Origin of the sequence: Faecalicatena orotica, from assembly GCF_905197545.1 — a bacterium.
Classification (GTDB): domain Bacteria; phylum Bacillota; class Clostridia; order Lachnospirales; family Lachnospiraceae; genus Faecalicatena_A; species Faecalicatena_A orotica.
In genome coordinates, this window is sequence record NZ_CAJJZH010000002.1 from 437,937 (window position 1) to 464,644 (window position 26,708).

Annotated in this window: 19 protein-coding genes and 1 other annotated feature (1 of these 20 only partly in view); of the genes, 17 read left to right on the forward strand and 2 right to left on the reverse strand. The window is 47.4% G+C overall.

Translation table 11 applies throughout. The features are described from left to right. Positions 1-133: a binding site (T-box leader), on the reverse strand; it reaches 63 nt to the left of the window's first position. Between the two features lie 340 nt (positions 134-473). Beyond that, on the forward strand, positions 474-662 hold the full coding sequence (locus ABIN22_RS05590) for a hypothetical protein (RefSeq protein ID WP_109730103.1): 189 nt from the start codon (positions 474-476) through the stop codon (positions 660-662). A 64-nt stretch (positions 663-726) separates the two neighbouring features. Here the strand turns inward: ABIN22_RS05590 and ABIN22_RS05595 are convergent, their stop codons facing one another. Then, positions 727-2,103, reverse strand: a complete 1,377-nt coding sequence (locus ABIN22_RS05595) for an MATE family efflux transporter (protein ID WP_346907506.1) — start codon at positions 2,101-2,103, stop codon at positions 727-729. Positions 2,104-2,272: 169 nt separating this feature from the next. Here ABIN22_RS05595 and ABIN22_RS05600 point away from each other — a divergent pair, with 169 nt between their 5' ends. The 4 genes from ABIN22_RS05600 (at position 2,273) to ABIN22_RS05615 (ending at position 6,435) form a co-directional block, all read left to right on the forward strand. Continuing rightward, entirely contained in the window at positions 2,273-2,767 is a 495-nt protein-coding gene (locus ABIN22_RS05600) for a peptide deformylase (protein ID WP_346907212.1), read from the forward strand. Between the two features lie 30 nt (positions 2,768-2,797). Further along, complete coding sequence (locus ABIN22_RS05605; protein WP_346907214.1) at positions 2,798-3,163, forward strand: MGMT family protein; 366 nt, start codon at positions 2,798-2,800, stop codon at positions 3,161-3,163. A gap of 79 nt (positions 3,164-3,242) precedes the next feature. Then, positions 3,243-5,078: a DNA helicase RecQ gene (recQ, locus tag ABIN22_RS05610; RefSeq protein ID WP_346907216.1), complete on the forward strand. Its 1,836-nt coding sequence runs from the start codon at positions 3,243-3,245 to the stop codon at positions 5,076-5,078. A gap of 49 nt (positions 5,079-5,127) precedes the next feature. Then, positions 5,128-6,435, forward strand: a complete 1,308-nt coding sequence (locus tag ABIN22_RS05615; RefSeq protein WP_346907218.1) for a putative ABC transporter permease — start codon at positions 5,128-5,130, stop codon at positions 6,433-6,435. A gap of 88 nt (positions 6,436-6,523) precedes the next feature. On the opposite strand, the gene ABIN22_RS05620 is transcribed toward ABIN22_RS05615, so the two are convergent. Further along, positions 6,524-7,390: an AraC family transcriptional regulator gene (locus ABIN22_RS05620; protein WP_109730108.1), complete on the reverse strand. Its 867-nt coding sequence runs from the start codon at positions 7,388-7,390 to the stop codon at positions 6,524-6,526. A gap of 402 nt (positions 7,391-7,792) precedes the next feature. Here ABIN22_RS05620 and ABIN22_RS05625 point away from each other — a divergent pair, with 402 nt between their 5' ends. The 12 genes from ABIN22_RS05625 to yicI all read left to right on the forward strand — a co-directional run bounded on the left by ABIN22_RS05625 (position 7,793) and on the right by yicI (position 26,615). Further along, positions 7,793-9,256, forward strand: coding sequence for an amino acid permease (locus tag ABIN22_RS05625; RefSeq protein ID WP_109730109.1), 1,464 nt, complete (start codon positions 7,793-7,795; stop codon positions 9,254-9,256). Between the two features lie 18 nt (positions 9,257-9,274). Continuing rightward, entirely contained in the window at positions 9,275-12,343 is a 3,069-nt protein-coding gene (ebgA, locus tag ABIN22_RS05630; protein WP_346907220.1) for a beta-galactosidase subunit alpha, read from the forward strand. 439 nt (positions 12,344-12,782) lie between these two features. After that, positions 12,783-13,301 (forward strand): nitroreductase family protein, encoded by a 519-nt coding sequence (locus tag ABIN22_RS05635; protein WP_346907222.1) that lies wholly within the window; start codon positions 12,783-12,785, stop codon positions 13,299-13,301. Then, entirely contained in the window at positions 13,285-13,962 is a 678-nt protein-coding gene (locus ABIN22_RS05640; RefSeq protein WP_346907224.1) for an alpha/beta hydrolase, read from the forward strand. The genes ABIN22_RS05635 and ABIN22_RS05640 overlap by 17 nt, the downstream gene beginning before the upstream one ends. 104 nt (positions 13,963-14,066) lie before the next feature. Continuing rightward, positions 14,067-16,607 carry an FAD-dependent oxidoreductase gene (locus ABIN22_RS05645; protein ID WP_346907226.1) on the forward strand — a complete coding sequence of 847 codons (2,541 nt, stop codon included), beginning with the start codon at positions 14,067-14,069 and terminating at the stop codon, positions 16,605-16,607. 153 nt (positions 16,608-16,760) lie between these two features. After that, complete coding sequence (locus ABIN22_RS05650) at positions 16,761-17,432, forward strand: response regulator transcription factor (RefSeq protein WP_109730113.1); 672 nt, start codon at positions 16,761-16,763, stop codon at positions 17,430-17,432. A 10-nt stretch (positions 17,433-17,442) separates the two neighbouring features. Further along, on the forward strand, positions 17,443-18,402 hold the full coding sequence (locus tag ABIN22_RS05655) for a sensor histidine kinase (RefSeq protein ID WP_346907228.1): 960 nt from the start codon (positions 17,443-17,445) through the stop codon (positions 18,400-18,402). 127 nt (positions 18,403-18,529) lie between these two features. Next, entirely contained in the window at positions 18,530-19,237 is a 708-nt protein-coding gene (locus ABIN22_RS05660) for an ABC transporter ATP-binding protein (protein ID WP_346907230.1), read from the forward strand. Then, the gene (locus tag ABIN22_RS05665; protein ID WP_346907232.1) at positions 19,234-21,900 is read left to right on the forward strand and encodes an ABC transporter permease; all 2,667 of its coding nucleotides are present in this window, start codon (positions 19,234-19,236) and stop codon (positions 21,898-21,900) included. The genes ABIN22_RS05660 and ABIN22_RS05665 overlap by 4 nt, the downstream gene beginning before the upstream one ends. 15 nt (positions 21,901-21,915) lie before the next feature. Beyond that, positions 21,916-22,767, forward strand: coding sequence for an AraC family transcriptional regulator (locus ABIN22_RS05670; protein ID WP_346907234.1), 852 nt, complete (start codon positions 21,916-21,918; stop codon positions 22,765-22,767). Positions 22,768-22,878: 111 nt separating this feature from the next. Then, positions 22,879-24,234, forward strand: coding sequence for an MFS transporter (locus tag ABIN22_RS05675; RefSeq protein WP_346907236.1), 1,356 nt, complete (start codon positions 22,879-22,881; stop codon positions 24,232-24,234). Between the two features lie 23 nt (positions 24,235-24,257). Next, complete coding sequence (gene yicI, locus ABIN22_RS05680) at positions 24,258-26,615, forward strand: alpha-xylosidase (RefSeq protein WP_346907238.1); 2,358 nt, start codon at positions 24,258-24,260, stop codon at positions 26,613-26,615. Positions 26,616-26,708 lie beyond the last annotated feature (93 nt).

The window sequence follows — 26,708 nt, forward strand, 5'->3', positions numbered from 1 at the left end:
GGTAACGGTGTCGGCCGGGCCTGATTAGGGCCGCTCCAGGGTGGTCTTCAGATAAAGTCCCATGAGATGCTCACACCAAATACATCCCTCTCTGAATGATCGATTATCCTACTCTTCCTGTCATAGCTTTGCGTATATGATTCAACTTGGTTTTTAGTATATCATGAATCAAATGAATGTCAAGGGTGAAGTGTATAAACCCTCCCGGCGGGATGCACACTGCGGCGTAAGTGGTAGATGTCGCGATGCGACCGCCGCAGGCGCGAGTTTCGCAAGCGAAACTTTTTATATTTATTGTGACTTAATCACGGAACTTCTTCTTCTGGTTGGGTATGATAAAAACATATTAAAGCGAAGGAGGATTTTATATGAATGTTATATTGGATGATAAACTAAAAGAGTACATGGATGAGAAGGACCTAAAAGACATTGTCCTGTATGCTGAGATGTGCAATACTTGAGGCGGCTCCTATATGGAGATATTGGCAAGGTTTGCCAATGAAGGTGAAAAGCTTGAGGAAAAGGGCTATAAGCGTGTTTCAAGTGAAAAGGGAGATGTGTATCTGCCGGAGAGCGGGCTGAACTATTCTAACACGATTACTCTTGGAATGGCAAAGTTCCTCTGGATGCCGAGAATTACGGTCGGCGGGGTGAGTGCGTAAAATGGTGAAAAAAAGGGAGGAGCCTGATGAATCAGATAATGTTCTGATTTGTCAGGCTCCTTTTCTATTCTGACTCTTCTGGTTCCAGAACAGCATATTCCTGTTCTTCCCTGCGCATCTGTGTCATAATAATCCTGCAGAGTACGGTCGTGATTACGACGGTGCAAAGATCGGCCACAGCCTGTGCCATCTGGATTCCGAGAAGCCCGAACAGCCGGGGCAGGACCAGCAGTGCCGGAATAAAGAAAAGACCCTGTCTGGCGGAGGCAAGTATGGAAGCGTATACAGTCTTGCCCATCGTCTGCATCATCATATTATTCATAATAATCCACCCGTTCAGTGTAAAGGTTAGACATTGAAACTGAAGGGCCGTAGTCCCGATTCGGATGACATCCGCATCATTCCGGAAGATCCCGATCAGATGCCCGGACAGAAGCATACCTCCTATAGAGAGGAAAAAGAGCACAACAGTGGAAACTTTCATGCAGAACCAGAAAGCCTCCCTCACCCGCCCGAACTTTTTGGCACCATAGTTAAACCCGCAGACGGGCTGGAACCCCTGGCCGAAACCAATCAGCGCGGAACCCGCAAACATCATGATCCTGCTTACAATGGACATGGCTGCGATTGCGGCGTCTCCATAGGGATTTGCGGCAATGTTCAGCGTCATGGTAGCGACACTGCCCAGCCCCTGTCTGAAAAGGGACGGCAGGCCGCCGCCCATGATTTCCTGAAGCCGGTCTTTGTGGAGCCGGATATTACGGAAACGGATCGGGATACATTTGGAAATCCGGATTCCGGCCAGAAGCATGAGGAAACTGACAAACTGGCTCAGTATCGTGGCCAGTGCCGCTCCGGCAATTCCCATGTGGAACACAAAAATAAAGAGCGGGTCCAGTGCGATATTCAGAACGGCCCCGGTCGTGATGCCGATCATGGAATAAAAGGCGTTTCCCTGAAAACGGATCTGGTTATTGAGTACAAGCTGGGCGGTCATGTAGGGCGCGCCGATTAAAATAATCCCGAGATACTGCTCGGTATAAGGAAGAATCGTGTCAGTCGAGCCGAGCAGGATACACAGTGGTTTTAAAAAGACCAGTCCCAGCCCCATCACGACGATGCCGAGGAAAAGAGCAAGGAAAAAACCAGTCGCTGCAAGCTGTTCGGCGGCGCCTGAATCCTTGGACCCCAGTCTGCGGGAAATCGAATTCCCTGACCCGTGGCCGCAAAAAAAGCCCAGCGCCTGTATGACGGCCATGATGGGAAATGCAACCCCCACCGCAGCCGTAGCACTGGTGCCTACCCTGCCGACAAAGAAGGTATCGGCCATATTGTAAAATGAGGTAATCAGCATGCTGATGATCGTAGGGACAGCCAGACGCCCGATCAGACCGGGGATCGGAGCCTCCGTCATCATTTGAAATTTTTCATCCTGAGACATTGAACCATGCAATGAAATCGCTTCCTTTTTATATTAGATTTGATACCATTATATCAAATATCTGCCAGAATAGCTATTCAAACACTGCCCTTGCAGTTTAAAGAGGCCTGTTATATACTAAAAATTAAGGGTAAATTGATTGCGTACATTTGCAGAGAGGTTACAGATTATGATAAAAGAGATCCTATTACTGGGAAACGAGAGACTTTATAAACCAAGCACGGAGGTTCATGAAAATGAACTCCAGAGCCTGAAGCAGACGATCGTGGATTTACACGATACCCTCATGGACTTCCGGGAGAAATACCATGCGGGACGTGCGGTTGCCGCACCGCAGATCGGCGTACATAAAAGAGTGATCTACATGTTTCTTGAGAAACCGACAGTTTTTATCAATCCGGTCCTGTCATTTCCCGATGAGGAAAAGATGGATGTCTTGGACGACTGCATGTCATTTCCCGAACTGCTCGTTAAGGTAGAGCGTTACAGGAGATGCATCATCCGATATAAGGACGAAGAGTGGAAGGACTGTGAGATGAAGCTGGAAGGTGATCTGTCAGAACTCCTGCAGCACGAGTATGATCATCTGGACGGCATTCTGGCCGTGATGAGGGCAAAGGACCAGAAGTCATTATTTTTAAAAGAAGCCATGAACCAGAAGTAGATTAATAAGAAAACGAAGCGGAGAGTTTTTATGGATTTTTATAAAAGAGTTGCCCTTGTATGCAGGGAGATTCCTTCAGGAAAAGCAGCGACCTATGGCCAGATTGCACTACTGTGCGGAAAGCCGAAACATGCAAGACAGGTCGGTTATGCACTGGGACACGGACGTGCGGGTGAAGATGTACCGGCCTACCGTGTGGTGAATGCGAAGGGGATCTTAAGCGGTGCGGCTGCTTTTGCCACACCGGATCTGCAGAAGCAGATGCTGGAAAAGGAAGGGGTGCACGCAGAGTGGACAGAAGAGGGATGGCGGGTCGACCTGAAACGGGACGGCTGGAAGAACACTCTGGATGATGCACTGCGACTTCGCGGGGAATTCGAGAAAGAAAATATATGAGGCACAGGATATTTCCGGAAAGGCATACGGGGATTCTGATGAAGATCCATATATCGTATAAAAAGAAAGTAGAGCAGATATGACAAAAGAAGAGATACTAAAAAAATATTTCGGCTATGATACTTTTCGGGAAGGGCAGGAGACTTTAATCGACAGCATTCTGGAAGGAAAAGATACATTCGGGATTATACAGACATCCGGCGGCAAGTCCCTTTGCTATCAGATTCCGGCACTGATATTCCCGGGGATTACGCTAGTGATTTCACCGCTGATTTCCCTGATGAGGGATCAGGTGGCGGCTTTAAATGAGGCAGGGGTGCATGCTGCATTTCTGAACAGCTCACTGACCCAGAACCAGTATTATAAAGCACTGGATAATATGGCAAGAGGACAGTACAAGATTGTGTATGTGGCGCCGGAGCGGCTGCTTACAGATTCTTTCCTGCAGGCGGTTCGGCAGGTGGAAATCTCTATGCTCAGTGTTGATGAAGCACACTGTATTTCACAGTGGGGGCAGGACTTCAGGCCGAGTTACCTGAAAATCATTGATTTCATAGAACGGCTCCCTGACAGGCCGGTCATAAGCGCATTCACTGCAACTGCAACGAAATTAGTCAGGGATGATGTGATTTCACTCTTAAAACTTTCGAATCCCACCGTTCTGATAACCGGATTTGACCGGAAAAATCTCAAGTTTTCCGTGATGCATCCAAGAGACCGTTATCAGGTTACGCTGGATTATGTGAAGGACCACATAGATGAGTGTGGAATTATCTACTGCCTGACAAGAAAGCTTGTGGAAGAAGTGGCGGAGAAGCTGCAAAGCGAAGGTATCAGTGTGACGAGATACCATGCCGGCTTAGGGGATGCTGAGAGGCGGCATAACCAGGATGAGTTTATCTATGACCAGAAGCAGGTCATGGTTGCGACGAATGCGTTTGGAATGGGAATTGACAAATCCAACGTCCGCTATGTCATCCACTATAATATGCCAAAGAATATAGAAAGCTATTATCAGGAAGCCGGGAGGGCGGGGCGTGACGGCCTTCCTTCCGAGTGTATCCTGCTCTATGGCGGGCAGGATGTTGTGACAAACCAGTTCTTTATCGACAGGCAGCAGGAGTCGGCCGATGAGATGGACGCAGGCACGCTGGAGGCTGTCAAAGAAAGAGAGCGGGAACGCCTGCGCAAGATGACTTTTTACTGTTTTACAAATGAATGCCTCAGGGAGTATATTTTAAATTATTTCGGTGAAAAGGCTCCCAATTACTGCGGAAACTGTTCTAACTGCCTGACGCAGTTTGAAGATGTAGACATCCGTGACATAGCAAAAAATATCATCGGCTGTGTGAAAACAAGCCACCAGAGATACGGTATCGTCATGATTATTGATACGGTACATGGCAGCAGCAATGCCAAAATCCAAAGGTGCCGCATGGATGAAAATCCTTACTATGGCATATTGAAAGAGGTTCCGGTGCACCGGCTCCGCCAGATTATCAATTACCTTACATTAAAAGAATATCTCATACTGACCAATGACGAATATCCGATTCTGAGACTTTCTGACCAGTCTGAGGAGATACTCGTACAGGAGGAACCTCTCATCATGAAGGTGGCGAAGGAGAGGGAGGAAAGCAAGGCTAAGAAAGAAAAGAAGGCGAAAAAGAAAAAACTATCCGGAGTGGATTTGACAGAAGCGGACGAGGGGCTTTTCGAGAAGCTGCGTGCCCTGCGCATGGAGATTGCCAAGGCAGAAAAAGTGCCGCCTTATATTGTATTTTCAGATAAGACCCTGATACATATGTGTGCGGTGAAGCCACAGTCGAAAGACGAGATGCTCGAAGTATCAGGTGTGGGAGAGGCAAAATACCAGAAGTATGGTGAGAAGTTTCTTGAGGCCCTCAAGGCATAAATGAAAGGTGTACCGGTGACGCCAATTACTACAAAAGACAGGAGAGAATATGATATATACAGGATATGAGCTGCTCTGGATCTACCTCATTTATTCCTTCATCGGGTGGTGCGGTGAGGTAGCCGTAGCAGCAGTAACAAGACATAAGTTTATTAACCGGGGATTCGTAAACGGACCGCTCTGTCCGATCTACGGGGCGGGAGCCGTGGCATTTGCGGTATTTCTGCCGGAGCTTGAGCACCACATCTTCTTTCTGTTCTTAGGCGGGCTGATTCTGGCCTCATTCATAGAATACATGACCGGGCGGCTCATGGAGAAGATTTTCCATAAAAAATGGTGGGACTATTCAAATGAAAGGTTCCATATAGAGGGATATGTCTGTCTGAAAACCTCTGTTATATGGGGACTCTGTGCAGTAGTGTCTATCAAATTCCTGAACCCTTTGCTGTACAGCCTGATTTCACTGATCCCGGAATTAGCCGGGATGATCCTTGTCTGGGCTGCGGCTGTCCTGCTGGGAATCGATACGGCCGGGTCGTCCATTGCGATTCTGGGGTTAAAGAAAAATAAACGGATCAGCCAGATCACGGCTGAACTGCATAAGACATCGAAGCTGTTGGAAAATGCGCTTACACTGCGGATACAGAACCGTATGCTGAAGGCATTTCCGGAGATTGAACCGGCGGCTGCCGAAGAGAAGGAAAAGGTAAAACCGGAGAGATTCGCCGAAGGCTGCAGCTTCTACAAACTCGTTTCGCTGTTCTTTATCGGTGCATTTCTGGGAGATATTGTAGAAACAATTTTCTGCCTTGCCACATCGGGGGAACTGATGAGCAGGAGCAGTGTTGTCTATGGGCCTTTCAGCATTGTATGGGGGCTGGCCTGCGGGCTTCTCACGGCTATTCTCTATAAATACAGGGATAAGAGCGACCGTTATATTTTCATATTCGGGACAGTGCTCGGCGGGGCTTATGAATACATATGCAGCGTCTTCACGGAACTGGTCTTCGGGACAGTGTTCTGGGACTACAGCGACTTTGCATTTAACCTTGGGGGCAGGATTAACCTCCTTTACTGTTTCTTCTGGGGAATTGCGGCAGTGATCTGGATGAAAGCCGTTTATCCGGTTTTAAGCGGATGGATAGAAAAGCTCCCGATGCGGGCAGGAAAGATTCTCTGCAATCTCATGATTGTATTCATGATCATCAATATACTAATGTCCGGACTTGCATTAGGCAGGTATTCAGAGCGGCAGACAGGGAAGATACAGCAGACGACAGTGGGGCAGTTCTTTGATGAGCATTTTCCCGATGAGAGGATGGAGCGGATTTATCCGAACGCCAAAGTTACGAAGTAGAATCGCTTATCAGGCAGCTTAAAATAAATAGATCTTGATTACAACAGCCATCTGGTTTTCTTACGAGGAAACCGGATGGCTGCTTTTTTCAAGGGCTGCTGAAGTTATCGTCACCGCCGAACTGCATGAATTCTTTCCTGTATTCCGAAGGGGTCACCCCCATGTACTGGGTAAACAGCTTGGTAAAATAAGGGGAATGCTGAAACCCCACTGCATACCCGATATCTGTTATGCTTAAGGAGCTTTTCCGAAGCAGGACACATGCCTTGTCGAGCCGGTAGTGCTGCAGATACTGGCTGGGACTCATATCCATATACTTCTGGAAGAGCTTAAAGACATAGGTCCGGTCGATATTAGCGGCAGCAGCGATATCAGAGACTGTGATATTATTAAAATAGTTTTTATGTATGTAATTCAGTACCGAATGAAAATACAATTCTCCGGGTGAAAGATGGTCTAGCCGGGCATTGCGTACATTATTGCTGAGGTAATCCAACAGGTAGTATGCGCTTCCGAGTGCCATTAGCTCATGGTCCTTCTGGAAGTGATCATAGACTTTTTCAAATAGAGATTCCAGCTGCGGATCCACTTTATGATGGATGACATAGTGTTCCGGTGACAGGCCGCATCTTGCAAGCACCTTTTTCACATTTGTGCCGCGCAGGCCGATCCAGCGGTAGCTCCACGGATTTTTGGCATCAGGGTAATATTTATTTCTTGTATGTGGAGGGATCATAAAGATATCTCCCGGGTGAATATGGTTTTGTTTGTCTAATATCTGAAAGAATCCTTCGCCTGAGATGCAGTAATGTATGACCCAGTAGTCGATCGGGATGAATTCATAAGGTTTAGTCGGACGGCATTCCTCATAGCCGCATTCGCAAAGGTGGAATTCGTTGCCGATCGGATCGTCGTTAACCAGTACGCTGGCATCGTCTTTAAATATTTTTCCCATGAAATGCCCTCCTGTATTTACGGTCTGCAGCTGAAGAACGCAGATTGTTCTATTTACTAAAGTATACTTCCGGTAAGGGGATTGTTCAAGCAGGAAAAAAGAGCGAGTCAACATATGTATAACTATTCAACATAGATGATAATCGTATAAAATCCTGTGGGTGCCGTAAAATGGCTGGATTGTTATTTTTGTATCAAATCACAGCAGGAAACACGCTGAAATGTGGGGGGATGTTACCATATACGAAAAAGGGATTTTAAAATAAAAGATATAAAACTGTCAACATAAGTATAAAACACTTCAACATATCTGATAGAATTCAGAATATCAGGGTGCTACAATAATAATCATAAAGCAGATGCGCAAATGCTAAAAAAAGGAAAACGATAAGGAGAAACTCTCATGGAAAAATCAAATTCAAGAGAAAGACTGGGGGCAGCTGCCCTGATGATGATGACCTTCTCTGCTGTTTTTGCATTCCCTAGTATCATCAATAACAGCATCCAGATAGGTCTTGCAACAATCCCGGCGTATATATTCGGTTCTGTATTTTATTTCCTTCCGTTCATACTGATGATCGCGGAATTTGCATCTGCAAACTCAGGAAAAGAATCAGGAGTGCACAGCTGGCTGGAATGTGTTTTAGGTCCAAAATGGGCATTCCTTGGTGCCTGGACATATTTCTTCGTAAACTTATTCTTCTTCTGCTCCCTTCTTCCGCAGACACTGATCTATGGGTCTTATGCTTTTGTCGGAAGAAACGTATTTACGGGTGACAACGGAACAAGAATCATCGCAATCATCTCTGTTGTACTCTTCTGGCTTGCAACCTATGTATGTGTAAAGGGAGTCAGCTGGATTTCAAAAGTTACAGGATTTGCAGGAAGTGCACGTTTATTAATGGGTGTGGTATTTGTTATTCTGGCGTTTATCGTCGTATTCGGATTCGGTGAGGCTCCGGCACAGGAATTTACAATGGAATCCATTACACCGAAGTTTAACTGGACCTTCTTCATGACAATGGCCTGGGTATTACAGGCAGTCGGAGGTGGAGAGAGTATCGGCGTCTATATTAAGGACGTAAAGGGCGGTAATAAGACATTTGTTAAGATCATGGTGCTCTCCACAATTGTAGTTGGTGTGATGTATGTGCTGGGTGCAGTAGCGGTAGGTCTTGTCGTACCATCAGAAGTGCTCTCCGGCAACTTCTCAAACGGTATCTTCGATATCTTCAAGATACTGGCAGGCAAGTTCGGAATTCCAAACGGTGTGATTGTCAGGCTGGTAGGACTGATTCTGTTTCTTGGAAGCCTTGGTTCACTGGCACTGTGGACGGCAGCCCCTGTAAAAGTATTTTTCTCCGAGATACCGGAAGGTGTATTCGGGAAATGGCTTGTTAAGACGAACGAGGAAGGTAACCCGACAAACGCATTATTTGTACAGGGAATCGTTGTAACAATCCTGTTAGTGATTCCGGCACTCGGAATCGGTAATATGGACAGTTTTCTGGAGATGCTGATCAACATGACCGCGGCGACTTCACTGCTTCCTGTCTTATTCCTGATTGCGGCATATATTGGACTGCGCTGGAAGAAAGATAAGATGCAGCGGGACTTCAAATTCGGCAGCAGAACATTCGGTATCGTGGCAGGTATTTTCCTGATGGTTGTATTCCTGTTTGTATTCTTCATGTCAACAGTACCGGAGCCGACACTCATGAAACAGGCGATTGACGGGACACTTCCGGCTGGAACGGCAAACCCGATCGGAACACTTGCTTACAATATTGTAGGTCTGGTTATATTCGTAGGTGTTGCATGGATCTGCTGGAACCGTTATGAGAAAAAACAGAAAACGATCAAATAATATATTGGAGGATTCAAAATGAAAATCTGGGAAAACCATCAAATAGATGGCATCAACAGGATGCCAGCAAGAGCACATTTTTTAACATTTCCAACGAGGGAAAAGGCACTTCTTAATGACAACAAATACACACATGCATTCAAAAATCTGAACGGGGTATGGAAATTCATGTTTCTGGATGCACCGGAATACAGTCCGGAGGGATTTTTTGCAAGCCAATATGACACATCCACTATGGATGACATCACAGTTCCGGGAAACTGGCAGCTGCAGGGATATGGGAAAATGCACTACTCCGACTTGTGGTATAATTTCCCGATCAACCCTCCGTTTGTACCGACAGAGAACCCGACAGGCATCTATAAGCGTACATTCTTTATAGAGGAGAGCTTCAGGGGAAAACAGATCATCTTAAGATTCTGCGGAGTGGATTCCGCATACCACCTCTGGGTCAACGGGCAGGAAGCAGGCTACAGCAAGGCCGCCAGAAATGAATCAGAGTTTGACATTACTGATATGGTAAAGGTTGGCCAGGAGAACGATGTGACAGTTCGTGTGTACCAGTGGTCTGACGGGACCTACCTTGAGGATCAGGATATGTGGTGGGAGAGCGGCATCTTCCGTGATGTGGAACTGCTCGGCGTTCCGAAGGACGGAATCCGTGATTTTAAAGTAACAGCGGATCTGGATGAAACATATACAAATGGGCTTCTGCGTGTTGAGGCGGCACTGCGGACAGAAGAAAACGTACAGGTAACATTTGAACTTATGGATGCACAGGGGAATACAGTCCTGACAGAGACGGCTGGCAATCACGGCGAAAAAGTCTGCATGGAGGCTGTTGTAGAAAACGCAGAACATTGGAGTGCAGAGATTCCTTATCTCTATAAGCTGCTTATGACCGTGGAAAAAGACGGACAGGTAATTGAGGTGATTCCGCAGAATGTCGGATTCAGAAATATCCGCATGAATGGCGATACCTTCCTCGTGAACGGCGTTGCCATCATATTCAAGGGAATGAACCGCCATGACTATAATCCGAGAAACGGGCGTGTTGTGGCAAAAGAGGAGATCGAAAAAGATATTATCCTCATGAAACAGTTCAATGTCAATGCAATCCGTACGTGCCACTACCCGGATTCCTATTATCTGTACGACCTTTGCGATGAATACGGAATGTACCTGATTGATGAGACAGATCTGGAGTGCCACGGCTTCGAACTGACCGGAGACTACAAATGGATCACGGACGATCCGACATGGGAGACGGCATATGTATCCAGAATGACACGCATGATTGAGCGTGACAAAAACCACCCGTCTATCATCATGTGGTCTCTGGGAAATGAATCTGCTTTCGGCTGCAACTTCCGCAGGATGACCGAAGTGGCACACGAGATGGATTCTTCCAGACTGGTTCATTATGAGGGTGACTTTGATGTGGAATCCGCAGATGTATATTCGACGATGTATACCTGGCTGGAAAACCCGGATAAACCATTCCTCATGAAGGATATCATAGAAAAATCCGAGAAACCGCACATTCTCTGTGAATACTGCCATGCAATGGGAAATGGGCCGGGCAACCTGAAGGAGTATCAGGATTTGTTCTACGCACATGACAAACTTCAGGGCGGATTTATCTGGGAATGGTTTGACCACGGTATCGAGTCATACACCGAAGACGGTGAAAAATACTACCGTTACGGGGGAGACTTTGGCGATGACCCGAGCAACAAAGATTTCTGCATCGATGGAATGCTGATGCCTGACCGCACCCCTTCACCGGGCCTCTATGAATATAAGAAAGTTGTAGAACCGGTAACAACATCAGCGGTAAATCTGGAACAGGGAATCATCCACCTGATAAGCCGTTATGATTTTGCGGATCTGGATCAGTTCCGTCTTGTATACAGCATAATGGAAGATGATGTAATGATTCAGAGCGGAAGCATGGAACTGCCTTCTATTCCGGCAAGGTCAGAGAAAGAAGTGAAGATTCCGTATGACTTTGCATCAGTAAAGGCAAAGCCGGGGGCAGAATACTACCTGAATCTGTCCTACCAGTTAAAGGAGCATACAGCGTATGCACCGGTCGGACATGAGCTTGCAACGGCACAGTTCAAGCTTCCGGTTTATAAAGAAGGAATCGAAATAGTTCCTGAGGGAATGCTGAGGGTGACAAAAGAACACACAGTCCTTCATGCGGAAGGCGCAAATTTCCATGTAGACTTCGATCTGGTACGCGGTAATATCACCAGCATTGTCAGAGACGGCATGGAAGTGATGAGCAAAGGCCCGCGCCTGACACTCTGGAGGGCACCGATCAGCAACGATATGGAAATTATCGACCAGATGAAGAAGGTACATTTCCTTCATTTGGAACACGAAGTGGTAACAGAGGTGCAATATCAGGAAGAAAATAACTTCCTCAGAGTACAGGTTGATACGATCAACAGTACCACAAACAGCGCATGGCATTTCAAGACAAGGTATTCCTATGTGGTATGCCCGACAGGGGATGTTCTGATTCAGGTAGAAGGAACGCCGTCCGGAAGGACAGATCTGGCGCCGGATATGTTCCCGCGGATCGGGGTGACGATGCATCTGGACCAGTCAATGGATCAGGTACGGTACTTCGGAATGGGACCGGGGGAGAATTATGCAGATTCCAGAGAAGCCGCCATGATGGGAGTATACGAAAATACAGTGGACGGATTATTTACCAACTATGTTGTTCCACAGGCAAACGGAAACCACATGGACTGCAAATGGGTATCTTTGACAAACGACAGAGGCATGGGCCTTGTAGCGTCAACCGAAGATAGCTTTAACTTCAGTGCATCACGCTTTGAGGAAAAAGATCTGGACGATGCAAAACACACATGCGATCTGAAAAAACGGGATTATGTTGTATTCAACATCGATTACAAACAAAATGCACTCGGGACATATGCCTGCGGTGAGTGGCAGCTTGACAGATACCGTGCAAAATTTGAACCATTCAAACTGTCATTCAGAATCACGCCGTTTAACAATAAAGAAATAAGCGACAAACACGTAGCGCATGAGAGGGTTCGAGTTTAGCTGGTAAGTTTTAGACTGGGGACGCGAAATGAAGGGATGGCCGCCGGTCTGGCAAGGGCACGTATGCCGTTTTGAATTGCGGACGCAGACCTGAGAAATTCTAAGAAGCATCCAGCCGGGAAAATGGGGCACAGATGGCACATCACGGGAAAGCTGATGATTTCCCGCGCTGGGCCATCCGCTTTTATGATTCGGAATCATAAAAGCTCCCCGCCTTTCCGGCTGTCTCCTTCTAAGAATTTCTAGAGGCTGCTTTAGCGATTCAGAACGGCATGCGTGTCCTTGTCAGGCCGGAGGCTATCCCTTCATTTCGCTGGCGCATCAGGTAAGAAAAGTATGCCAGCTAAGGAGGGCTCGTGACGGAGGCAGCAATTATTATTTACCATATTTTTTTTACGTGTTAAAATGGAAGAAATATATGGTGAAGGAGTGGTTTTTGATGAATGAGACTTTGAACACGTTGGAGACGCGCAGGAGTATTCGGAGTTATAGGTGTGAGCAGGTGCCGGAAGATGTTTTGGAGGAGATTCTGCGGGCGGGGACGTATGCTCCGACGGGGATGGGGATGCAGTCTCCTGTTATGGTGGTTGTGCAGGATCCGGGGATGATCGGGAAGTTGTCTGCACTGAATGCAGCGGTGATGGGGACTGACAGTGATCCGTTTTACGGGGCTCCTACGGTTATTGTGGTGCTGGCGGACAAGGAGCGGGGAACTTGTGTCGAAGACGGTTCTTTGGTGATGGGGAACCTGATGAATGCGGCGGCTTCTCTTGGGATAGGTTCTTGCTGGATTCACCGTGCGAGAGAGGTGTTTGCAGGGAATGAGGGCAAAGAGCTTATGAAAACGTGGGGACTCGACCCTGAAAAATATATCGGCGTCGGGCACTGCATTTTAGGCTATGCAGCAGAACAGGGAAAGGCAAAGCCGAGAAAAGAGGGATATGTTATCCGTGTATAAGGACTCTGTCAAAATAGACGATTACACGATAGAAATTTTTTGTGGAGATTCTGTTCCTGACTCATCTGTCATCTGGCTTCACACCTTTCCGGGGGAGGCGGAAGAAATATGGGAAAGGCTTTCCGGGATCAGTACTCTGCTTGCGGTAACCGGTAATGACTGGAACCGCCAGTTTTCCCCGTGGCCTGCTTCAAAAGCTTTTCGGCAGGGGGAAGATTTCGGCGGCGGGGCACCGGACTATCTTAAATATTTCCTTGAAACGCTGCTGCCGGGGGCAGAAGAAAAGCTTCCTTTTGAGCCAAAAGTGAGAGGGCTGGCGGGATATTCAATGGCTGGCCTTTTTGCAGTGTACGCAATGTACAACACCTCGGTTTTCAACCGCATAGCCTGTATGTCTGGTTCGCTCTGGTTTGACAATTGGAAAGAGTATGCCCTGACACATTCCCCTGTACCTGAAAACCTGGCAGTCTACCTGTCACTGGGGAGTAAGGAGCATAAAACTAAAGACCAGAGAATGTCGCAGGTAAAAACGATTACAGAAGAGCTGGCTGTTTACTGGGGAAAAAGCTGCCGGGTAACATACGAAACTGTGCCCGGAGGCCACTTCACAAATGTTGCGCAGAGAATCGCCTGGGGAATTACACAAATCGAAAAAATGTAACATATATATAAGACACAGCAATCCTGATGAACGTTCCATGTTTAAAATATCCATTTTGTGGAATGCTAACCGAAACGGAAAATTATTATGAAACGGAGGAGCATATGAAGAGTCTGGAGCTAAGGAAAGGTTTTTACTGGACAGGAGTTATAGATAGTGATCTGCGGGTGTTTGATATTATTATGTATACGGAATTCGGAACTACATACAACTCGTATGTAATGAAAGCCGGAGACAAGACCATTTTATTTGAAACGGCAAAGGTAAAGTTCTGGGATGATTACCTTGAAAAACTGGAGGAACTCACGACGGTCAGTGAGATTGATTATCTGGTGGTCAGCCACACGGAGCCGGATCATGCGGGAAGTGTGGAACGTCTGTTGGATCTTTGTCCGCACCTGAAGATTATTTCCACGGGAACGGCAAATACGTTTCTGAAGGAGATCGTGAACCGGGATTTTACCGGAATCGTGATTAAGGACGCTCAGCGCATGACAATTGGAGACAAAACGCTGTATTTTATGGCAGTTCCAAATCTGCACTGGCCGGATACGATGTACACCTATATCGAAGAGGAACAGATACTGGTTACCTGTGATTCTTTTGGATCGCACTACGCCTTCAGTGACGTCCTTGTCAGCAAGGTCAGAAATCAGGAGGATTATAAAAAGGCGGCAAAATACTATTTCGACTGTATTATCGGACCGTTTAAATCGTATATGCAGCGGGCCCTGGAGCGGGTAAAGCAGATGGATGTCACCATGATCTGTACCGGGCATGGGCCTGTTCTGGATGACAAGATTGACCAGATGTACAGGTGGTATGAAGAATGGTGCACGGTTATCAACCCGAACCAGCGCAAGACGGTGGTGATTCCATATGTCAGTGCCTATGGATATACCGAACAGATGGCACAGGATATTGCGGAAGGGATTCAGGAATGCGGTGATATTGATGTTAAGCTTTATGATATGGTAACCTCTGACACGGATAAAGTAATCGCGGAGCTGGGATTTGCAGACGGAATCCTGTTCGGGACCCCGACGATCGTAGGGGAGGCGCTGAAACCGATATGGGACCTGACTCTTGCGATGACTCCTGTGACACATGGCGGCAAACTGGCCGGAGCATTCGGAAGCTATGGCTGGAGCGGGGAAGGAGTGCCGCATATCGAGGGGCGTTTAAAACAGCTTCGCATGCAGGTCGTGGAAGGATTCCGGGTACGGTTCAAGCCGAATCAGGCGGACCATCAGGATGCTTTTGACTATGGTTATAATTTTGGCTGTGTCCTTCTGGAGAAACCGAACACGAAGAAAAAGTCGGGCAGAAGTACGCTGGTGAAGTGTCTGGTCTGCGGTGAAATCTTCGATTCATCCCTGGAAATCTGCCCGGTCTGCGGAGTCGGACCGGAGAACTTTGTCCCGGTTGAGGCAGAAGAAGTCACATGGCATCATGACACCAGTGATTTTTACCTGATTCTGGGAAACGGTGCCGCCGGATTTTATGCCGCACAAGCGATCAGGGAGCGGGATGCGACGGGATCGATCGTCATCGTTTCCGATGAACCTTACCGTTCCTACAACAGGCCGATGCTGACAAAGTCTATCATGGCGGAATTAGATGAAGACCAGATCGCGATACAGAATGAAAGCTGGTATGAGGAACAAAAGATCGTGCAGATCCTCGGAAGGCGGGTGGTATCGGTTGATACGGAAGAAAAGGAGGCTGCACTGGACGATGGCAGCAGGCTGAAATATACGAAGCTGGTCTATGCACTGGGGGCAGAATGTTTTATACCGCCGATACCGGGAAGTGAGAAAAAGTCTGTCGTTGCGATACGCAGGCTGGAGGATACAAGAAAGATTGCCGCGCTCCTGCCGGAAGTGAAGAATGTGGTCGTAATCGGAGGCGGAGTTCTGGGACTGGAAGCAGCATGGGAGATGAAGAAGGCAAAGTGCCAAGTGACGGTAGTGGAAATTGCGCCTATGCTGATGGGACGCCAGCTTGATTATCCTGCGGGGGCACTTCTGCAGTCCATCATTGAGGGATGCGGCATTGGAATCAGGGTCGGTGTGCAGGTAGAGAGCATACAGGGAACAGAGAAAGTGACAGGGGTAAAACTAAAAGACGGGGAAGTCATCCCGGCCGAACTGGTCATCATTTCGAGCGGGGTACGTGCAAACATCGGACTTGCGGAAAAGATGGGGCTCAGGACGGATAAAGGCGTGGTCGTGAACAGCAGGATGGAAACCAGTATCCCTGATATCTATGCATGCGGGGACTGCGCACAGTATAACCAGATCAATTATGCAATCTGGCCGGAGGCAGCAGACCAGGGCAGGACGGCCGGAGCAAATGCCACAGGGGACGATAAGGAGTACACGCCGGTTCCGGCAGCGCTGACCTTCCACGGAATGAACACGGCCCTTTATGCAGTCGGAGATACCGGAAAGAATACGAATCTCATATATAAGACGGTAGAATTAAAAGATATGGGAAGAAAACAGTATAAAAAGTACTATTTCCTGAATAACCGGCTCTGTGGAGTCATCCTGATCGGGGACGTTTCGGAGATGGGGGAAATGATGGAGGCCGTTGAAAAACGGAAGAGCTATAAAGAACTCATGACAAAGACAGGGGTCTGAGAAATAAGGGAAGAACAGCAGTTATAAACGACATAAAAAAACTTTGGCTCCCAGCCTGTCAATGAGATGACAGGCCCGGGAGCCATTGACGTTTCCTGTCCGGACATATTATAATTCTGTATAGCAATGATAATGACGATATCGAGGTAAGAGATGAAGAAGATTCTGATTATTGAAGACGACACGGATTTGCAGGAGGGGCTGGCTTTTTCTCTGCGAACGGACGGATATGATACATATACAGCAGGAAGTATTCAGGAAGCGGTTCATGTGATGTCTGGGAACTGTTTTGACGGTATGATTTTGGACTGCAACCTGCCGGACGGCAGCGGGTTCCAATTCTGCAGGGAGATCAGGAAGACCAGCAATATCTGTATCCTGATGCTGACGGCAAGGGACACGGAGCTGGATGAAGTGAAGGCGCTGGAGCTTGGCGCGGACGATTATATGACAAAGCCTTTTTCCATTGCAGTGCTCAAGGCCAGACTGAAACGGCTCCTTGGCAGGAACGATGAAGGGCAGTGCCTGCTCTCGCACGGAATCCGTCTGGACCCGAAGGAATGCCGGGTTTATAAAGGCGAAGAAGAGATTTCCCTGACGAAGGTGGAGTATAAGCTTCTTTTGTTTTTCATGGAGAATCAGAACCAGGTACTCTCCAAGGAGCAGATTCTGGAGCGCATCTGGGACAGTGAGGGAAGATTCGTGGATGAGAATATTGTCTCGGTAAATGTACGGAGGCTGCGGCAGAAGGTAGAAGAGAATCCGGCAGAACCGGCATGCATTAAGACGGTGCATGGGCTGGGATATGTCTGGAAGGAATCATAGGAGAGACGAAATGGAATGGATGTGGGCGGAAAACACAGGTCCGGTCATCGTGGTCTGTGCGGTGATGGCGGCTGTCATATGCGCTGCCGCGGCACTGTTTTTTTACAGGGAAAAGAACCGGATATACCGGATGGCATGTAAGATGATGGATGAGCTGCTCGATGATAAGGCTGTTACGCCTTCCGGACTGAAAGAGGGGGAGACTGCGGTCCTGTCAGGAAAGGCAGAGCGGATACAGGAAAAGCTGCGCGCAGAGATCGGTCAGGCAGCCGGGGAAAAGGAGCAGGTTAAGAGCCTGATCTCTAACATGTCCCACCAACTGAAGACCCCGCTTGCGAATATCATGATGTATGAGGAGATCCTGAGTGCGGACGGAAAAGGCGGGAGAAGTCTTTCGGAGGAAGAGCGGAAACATTTTCTGGACAAAATGCATGTGCAGTCTGAGAAAGTGAACTGGATATTGAATTCTCTGTTTAAGATGGTAAAACTGGAAGAAAATGCGATAGTCTTCGAGGCTGGCCCCGGCCTGATTAGAAAGACGCTGCTTGATGCCGTGAATCTGGTGTATGAAAAGGCCCAGAAGAAACAGATTGAGATTGGGACCGAGTATTTCCCTGACTGTCTCTTGTATCACAATCCCAAATGGACGACGGAGGTATTTGCGAATATTCTGGAGAATGCGGTAAAATATACGCCGGAGTACGGAAAGATTACAATCGGTATGAGAAGGATGGAGATGTATACAGAAATCTGGATCCGGGACACGGGACGGGGAATCGATAAGGGGGAACTGAACTCGATTTTCAAACGGTTTTACAGGAGCCCGGACGTGGAAAATGTGGAAGGATCAGGAATCGGGCTGTATTTGGGCAAACTGATATTAGAAAAGGAAAAAGGGTATATGAATGTGGCTTCCGTGAAAGGGGAAGGAAGCTGTTTTTCTGTTTTCTTACAGAACTGCCGGAATTAGGACCGAGAGGTATAGATTCTGACAGTTTTGTAAGATTTTCTTTTTTATTTGTAGGATCACTGTAAGAGGACCTTGTTAAGATAAATATGTAAAGGAGCATGTGAAAAAGAAAGGGCGTGTGTGAATAATGAAAGTATTAGAAGTACAGAATGTGGAAAAGATATACGGCTCCGGCGAAAACAAGGTCCATGCACTGCGTGATGTAAGTTTTGACGTGGAGTTAGGCGAGTTTTCGGCGATTGTGGGGGCGAGCGGGAGCGGAAAGAGTACGCTTTTGAACCTGATCGGCGGACTGGATGTGCCGACGAAGGGAAAGGTTGTGGTCCGCGGCCATGATGTGGCAAAACTGAACCGGAAGGAACTGACGATTTTCAGGCGCAGGAACATTGGTTTTGTATTCCAGAACTACAGCCTGATGCCGGTGCTGAATGTGTATGACAATGTAGCGCTCCCGGTAACATTTGACAAGGGGAAATATGTGGACCACGAATACATCAGGGACCTGTTGACAGAACTGGGACTCTGGGAAAAGAGGAAGAACTATCCAAATGAGCTGTCCGGCGGCCAGCAGCAGAGAGTGGCCCTTGCACGTGCGCTTGCCAACAAACCGGCTCTGATTTTGGCGGATGAGCCGACTGGGAATCTTGACTCACATACAACAATCGAGGTCATGGGATTGTTAAAAGCCAGCAGTAAAAAGTATAATCAGACGATTCTAATGGTGACACATAATGAAGCGATTGCCCAGACCTGTGACAGGACGATCCGGATCGAAGACGGGAAACTCTATGACGGGGAACTGGAATTTTATACAAGAGGCGGTGAGGGAAAATGAAAAACAGCATCCGCCTGGCATTTGCCTATTTAAAATACTATAAGAAACAGACGCTTGCATTGTTTCTGGGAATTGTACTTTCGGCGTCGCTGCTGACCGGGATCGGGTCCCTGCTTGACAGCGGCAGGACTGCCTCTCAGGAAAATGCGAGGGAGAAATACGGAGACTGGCATTATTCTCTCCGCTGTGATTATCCGTGGTATTCAGACTTTCAGGAGCATACAAAAGGGAAAGGCTATGAAGTGGAGAAGGCAGGGGTCCTGACCGTCCGCAAGATCATAGAAGAACCTTTCGAGATAAAATTATGCTATGCAGACGCCGGTTACATGACCCTCATGGGGCGCCAGTTAGAGGCAGGACATTATCCGCGGGAGAATAACGAAGCAGCCGCAGATACCTACACACTGAAAAATCTGCAGATTGAGGCTGAACCGGGGGCAAGGTTCGAACTGGACGGGGAGGAATTCATTTTAAGCGGAATCATATCGGATATGCCTGAATCGGAAGGTATGCAGGTTTTTGTTAATGAAGGACTGGATTACGGGACTAACGGGAAATTTTTATATCTGAAGTTTGATGAATCTAGAAGGGTTTACCGTCAGATGGTGAATTTCGCAAATACGTTCCAGACCGATAAAACGAGTATATATATGAATGATAAGGTTGCAAGATATGCAGGCGGGGAAGCAAAAGCAGCGTTGTGGGAGACTGTCAAGTCGGGCATTTCTATGGAAGGAACCGGGTTCCCGTATATATGGGCGGTGCTGAATATGTATTGGAACCTGACGGAAAAAGCAGTCCTCGCAGCACTTGGACTGTTTGGGATCTTCATTATTTATAGTTTATTTCAGGTATCCGTCATTAAAAGAATGTCGCAGTACAGTATCATGCAGGTAACGGGCCTCGGAGAAGGGGCAACTTTTGGTATCCTTGCAGCAGAGCTGGGCATGATTTTCCTTGCAGGATATCCGGCGGGGTGTCTTCTGGGAAACGGTGTGGCTGCACTTTTATATCAGAAGGCAGGAAAAATCTTTGTACAGCCGGAGGATTTTATAGTACACTCAGGCGCCGCTAAGGAGCAGGCAGCCCAGATGATGAATATGCCGGACCCGGGAGCATTCCATTTTTCACGCAGCGTGGCAGCGGGGGGAGCTGCATTCCTGTTTCTGGTGCTTCTTTTTCTGGCATGGATTTTAGTCAGGAAAATGCGTAAGATGACGGCCCGGGAGCTACTCGCAAAAGACAGTGGAAAAAGGAAGAACCGGAAAATTTACAGTACAAAGACCCAGAGCCTGACGGGAGTACTGACCAGAAAGTTTATGTTTGCAAGAAAAGGGGCATTTGCAGGTGTCCTGATTTCACTGTCGGCCGGGAGCCTCATTTTCCTCGGGACGGCTTATGTGACAGAGAACACGAGGATTAACAATGAACTGAAATTTAAGGCGGACGACGGCCTTGGATCGGATATGCAGGTATTGGAAGATTCCGATGTCTTATCGGATATCATGCCGGAAGATACAGCCGCCCGCCTGCGTGATATAAAAGGCATCAAATCCGCCTATGCGGTGCGCTATATGCCCGGCGAGATCTCTCTGCCGGACGGTATGCTGAAATGGACGAGTTATTATCCGGAAATCGCCGGGGAGGAAGGTTTTGACCCCGATCCGGTTCTGATGGAGAAATACAATGGCATAGCCGTCCAGACAGGTGAAGACGATTATAAGCTAAAAGTCAACATCTATGGATATGATGACGGGATGCTTGAGGAAATGAACGAGTATCTACTGGAAGGGTCCATCGATCCTGAAAAAATGCGTAAGGAGAATACCGTCATTCTGAAAACACTCATGGGCGGACAGGGAACCTATGAAGGGATCAGCCTCTCATCGGGAGACTCAATACAGTTAAAGACCCCGGTAAATACGGAAGTTTCACAGGAAGTCCTGAAGTTTCTGGCGGAAGAAAACCAGTACCGGGAAAAGAATTTTAAGATATCCGCGCTCGCGAGCAGGCCGCTTGCAAAGGTGGATACCTATATCGGAGATGACGGCACAAACCGTGTTGACATCATCATGACGAATGAGCAGATGAAAGAGAATTTTGGCGTGGAGGGGTACCAGACCATGAGTATCCGTCTGGAGGAAGGCGCAGATGCGGAACATGTGTCGGCCAAAATCCAGAAGGTAACATCCGGGATACGGAAATGTATCGTAAAGGATTATACACAGCAAATTGAGACGCAGAACCTGTTTCTGGCGAGGAAGATGCTGTTTTTCTATGGCGTCGCGCTGATTCTGCTGGTCATCAGCCTTCTGCATATTATGAACAGCATGCAGTACCTTGTGACAGCGAGAAAACACGAGTTTGGAATCATGCGGGCGATGGGAATCACAGATGCCGGCTTTCGGAAGATGCTCATGAAAGAAGGACTGAGGTACGGCATTTATTCCAGTTTGGTCATGGCTGCGGCATATCTGGTTCTGCAGAAATTTTTATATTACTTTATCATACATGTTTATCTCTATCTGCATCCGAAGGCATCACTGCCGGCAATCCCGATACTGCTTATGGCGGCGGTGAATATAGGGATCTGTGTTGCGGCGGTGCTCATATCCGGGCAGGCTGTGTTAAAAGAGCAGATTATAGAAGAAATAAGAGAATAAGAAACAGGGGGCTTTATGGAGAGTAAAGAAGTGCGGCACGAAATTGTTTTCAGTAATGCGGACATTGATGTCAGGTTTTATTTATCTGCAGATGACGGGGGATATGTTCCCCCGCATTGGCATGACCATATCGAAATGATCTATATGCTCGAGGGGGAAATCCAGATTCATTGTGAGACAAGAGAAATCCATGTAAAGGCAGGCGAACTGATTGTCCTGAATTCTAAAGAAATCCATTCGATCTGGAGTACAAAGAACCAGGCCCTTGTGCTTCAGGTTTCTGATAAAATTCTGGAAAAATATGTGCCGGACTACGAACTTCTCCAGTTTCAGGCGGTGCCCGGACCGATGAGTCCGGCCGAAGCGACGAAGATGGAGCGGCTGAAGAAAATCTGCCATGATATGTATGTAATCTATGAGGTGCGCCCGGACGGGTATCTGCTGAAGTTCAACAGCCTTTTGTATGACCTGCTGTTTTCACTGGTCCACTCATATTCCATAAAATTGGTGGAGAAAGAGGTCAGCCGGAACCAGAAAAATAGGGAGAAAATGAAGGAGATTCTGACCTTTCTGGACAAGCACCATGAAGAACAGCTGACGGTGCAGTCCGTGGCGGAGCACTTTAATTATCACCCGGATTATTTATCCCGGATTATGAAACGGCAGATCGGGATGACGGTCAGTGAATACTTATATGAAATCCGGATTAATTACATATATTATGATCTGATGAACACAGATGATTTTATCAATGAGATATTTGAGCGGCATGGCTGTACCAACTACCGGGTGACGATGCGGTGGTTTAAAAAGAGATTTGGCTGTACACCGAAAGAAAAGCGTATAATGGAACGGGAAAAATTGTGAAAAGTCGGAAATGTACTATTTTTGAGTCGTTTTTACTCCTAATGCGGCTGAAAAACCTGTGATATACTTCATCTTGATCTGAGGTAACAGTTCAGGAAGGGAGAATGAAAAATGGAAGGTACAAAAATAGGTGTAAAGGAACGGCTGGCGTATGGCTTCGGAGATCTGGGGTGCAATATTATTTATTCGGCCATGTCAGCATTTGTTTTGTTCTATTACACGGACTATGTAAAAGTAAGCGCCCTTACGATTGGCACAATCATGCTTGTTTCAAGACTTTTTGACGGGGTGACGGACCTGGTCATGGGAGTCATTGTAGACCGCACAAAATCAAGGTTCGGAAAATGCCGCCCCTGGATTTTAAGGATGGCAGTCCCATTTGCCATTGCGGGAATACTGCTGTTTTCCGTGCCGTCGGGACTGGGCGAAACGTCAAAAATCATTTATATCTTTATTACATACAATCTTGTTTCATCCGTTGTATACACGGCAATCAATGTGCCATATGCAACATTAAACGCATTGATTACTCAGGACCAGTATGAACGGTCCGTCTTAAGTATTTTCAGAATGACGCTGGCTACAACCGGGACACTGCTGATTACAAATCTGACACTGCCGCTGGTGGAATTCTTCGGGGATAATCTGTCTGCATGGACGAAGACATTTGCAGTATTTGGAATCTTTGCGGTCATCATCTTTGTGATCACATTTGCGGGAACAAAAGAAAGGGTAAAACCTTCGAGGACAACAAAGCAGGAGAAGGTTCCATTTTTCAAGGGGATCGGAATTCTCTTTAAAAATAAGTACTGGATCATGATTACACTGACTCTTGTATTCATCTTTATCCAGTATTCACTCAATGGCGGCGCGGCAGTTTACTATGCAAAGGTCATATTGCATGATGCGAAAATGGTGGGACCGATGAACCTCGTTGCCAGCGTCGTCCAGATCGTGGCAATGTTTACGATGGCCTTCTTTGTAAAGCGGATCGGAAAACGAAACATGATGATTGTCGGTGCGGTAATCTATGGACTCGGATTCGGACTGTTTGCTTTTGTGGGAATGAGCTATGCAGGCGTTATGTTTGCATCTGCGCTGAAAGGAATCGGAAATGCATGTATCTCTTCCTGCATGTTTGCGATAGTCTCTGACACGATCGAGTACGGCGAATGGAAGACCGGATACCGTACGGAAGGTCTGGTTAACAGTGCATCCAGTTTTGGATTTAAAGTCGGAAATGGACTGGGATCCGCCATGCTCGGATGGATACTTGCACTGGGGAACTATGCAGAAAATTCCGTGGCCCAGAGTGCGTCCTCTGTGATGGCGATTAAAGCACTGTTCATTTATATACCGGCCGCAATCGCAGTTATCCAGATTATTATCATGCTGTTCTACCACCTGGACAAGGAATATGATTCTATCGTGGAAGACTTAAGCAACGGGAAGACAGAAGCTGTATAAACGGATTGAGGAGGAGATCAGGTATGAAATTTACAGAAGGTTACTGGGAAAAGAATGAGCGGGCAAATGCACAGTATGCGGCACAGGCATTTGCTGTGGAAGAAATCGAAAATGGAATGCGTGTGACGGCGCCTCTCCGTGTGATCAGCGATCGTTCCGGGGCATTGGATGTGGGAACGATCACGACAGAGTTTACCGCGGTTAGGAAAGATATTATCAGTGTGCGGAGCTATCATTTTGAGGGCTATGAAAAACGGGAACCAAGATTTGAATTGAACAGGGAGATGCAGGATGTTTCGGTGGAGATCACGGAAGACGAAGCGGTCATGACTGCGGGAAGGATGACGGTGCGTGTAAACCGTCAGGATTTCCTGATTTCCTTTGAAGCGGATGGAAAACTTCTGACTTCCTGCGGATTCCATAATCTCGGATATATGCAGTATGATCGGAAACATCTGACAAAGTTTCCAGAGGAAAATTATATGGCCGCGGATTATCAGCCATACATGATGACAGAATTGTCTTTAGCACCGGGGGAATGTGTGTATGGTCTGGGAGAACGTTTTACTGCCTTTGTAAAAAACGGGCAGGTAGTTGACTGCTGGAACGAAGACGGAGGAACGGCGTCACAGATCGCCTACAAGAATATCCCATTTTATGTGACAAACAAACACTACGGAGTCTTTGTGGACCACAGTGACCATGTGTCCTTCGAGGTGGCGAGTGAAAAGGTGGAGGCCGTCGGATTTTCCGTAAAGGGGGAAGAAATACGCTACAACCTTATTTACGGGGATGATATCAAGGACGTACTGGTTCATTACACAGATTTGACCGGAAAGCCCGCGCTCCCCCCGGCCTGGTCCTTCGGGTTATGGCTGTCCACTTCCTTTACGACAAGCTATGATGAGGAGACGGTCAGCTCTTTCATACAGGGGATGGAGGACCGGGACCTTCCGTTGGATGTTTTTCATTTCGACTGTTTCTGGATGAAGGAATTCCACTGGTGCGATTTTGAGTGGGACAGCAGAATTTTCCCGGATGTAGAAGGTATGCTGAAACGGTATAAGGAAAAGGGACTGAAGATCTGTGTGTGGATTAATCCGTATATTGCCCAGGGGACGAAGTTTTTCCGGGAGGGACTAAAAAACGGTTATCTCCTGAAACGCGCTGATGGAAAAGGAATACGGCAGGTGGACAACTGGCAGCCGGGTATGGGGCTTGTGGACTTTACGAACCCGGAGGCGGTGAAGTGGTACACCGCAAAATTAAAAAAACTGCTGGATATGGGAGTCGACTGTTTCAAGACTGATTTCGGTGAGCGGATCCCGGTGGATGTGGAATATTTTGACGGTTCCGATCCGTGGGGTATGCATAATTATTATACAAACCTGTACAATACAGAGGTTTTTGAACTTCTGAAGAAGGAAAAAGGAGAAGGTGAGGCAGTTCTTTTTGCCAGAAGCGCAACAGCGGGCGGACAACAGTTCCCGGTTCACTGGGGCGGGGATTGTTCAGCTACCTATCAGTCAATGGCGGAAAGCCTGAGGGGCGGATTGTCATTTACCCTGTCAGGATTCTCCTTCTGGAGCCATGATATCGGAGGGTTTGAGCTGACGGCGAGCCCGGACGTGTACAAGAGATGGCTCCAGTTCGGCCTGCTGTCCACCCACAGCCGCCTGCATGGTTCCAAGAGTTACAGGGTACCGTGGCTGTTTGATGACGAGGCAGTCGAGGTATGCCGCAGGTTTACAAAACTGAAACTAAAACTGATGCCGTATATTTATCAGATGGCCGTCCTTTCCCACCAGTCGGGAATCCCGTCCATGAGGGCAATGGTTATGGAATTTGAAAACGATCCGGCGGTAAAATATCTGGATATGCAGTACATGCTCGGAGACAGCATCCTTGTGGCGCCTGTATTCTCATCAGATGGAAGTGTTGAGTATTACCTGCCGAAAGGAACGTGGACGCACCTGCTTACGGGAGAGACGAAGGAAGGCAGGGCATGGTACAAGGAGACCTATGATTTCCTGTCACTGCCGCTGTTTGTCAGGGATAATACTCTCCTGCCTGTCGGGGCAAATGAGCAGACGGCGGATTATGAGTTCGCGAAAAATGTGCAGATTCAGGTGTTTGAACTGCAGGAGGAAAAAGAAGCAGTCTGCCATGTTCCTGACCGGAAGGGAAATACAAGCCTTACAGTAAGCGGAACCAGAACCGGAAACAGAATCAAACTGAAAACTTCTAAAGTGGAGGAGATGTCATATCTGCTCAGAAATATGAAGGAAGTGAAACAGGTGAGCGGGGCGGAAATCAAAGAAATCACCGAACAGGGAGTGATTCTGATTCCTGCGGCACACGAAGTGACGATAGAATTGTGATGACATATTAAGTGGGCTTTGTGCAGATGAATAATATCCATCTGCACAAAGCCCGAAACTTTTTAGAAAAAACTTTACATTCTCCCGGCACGC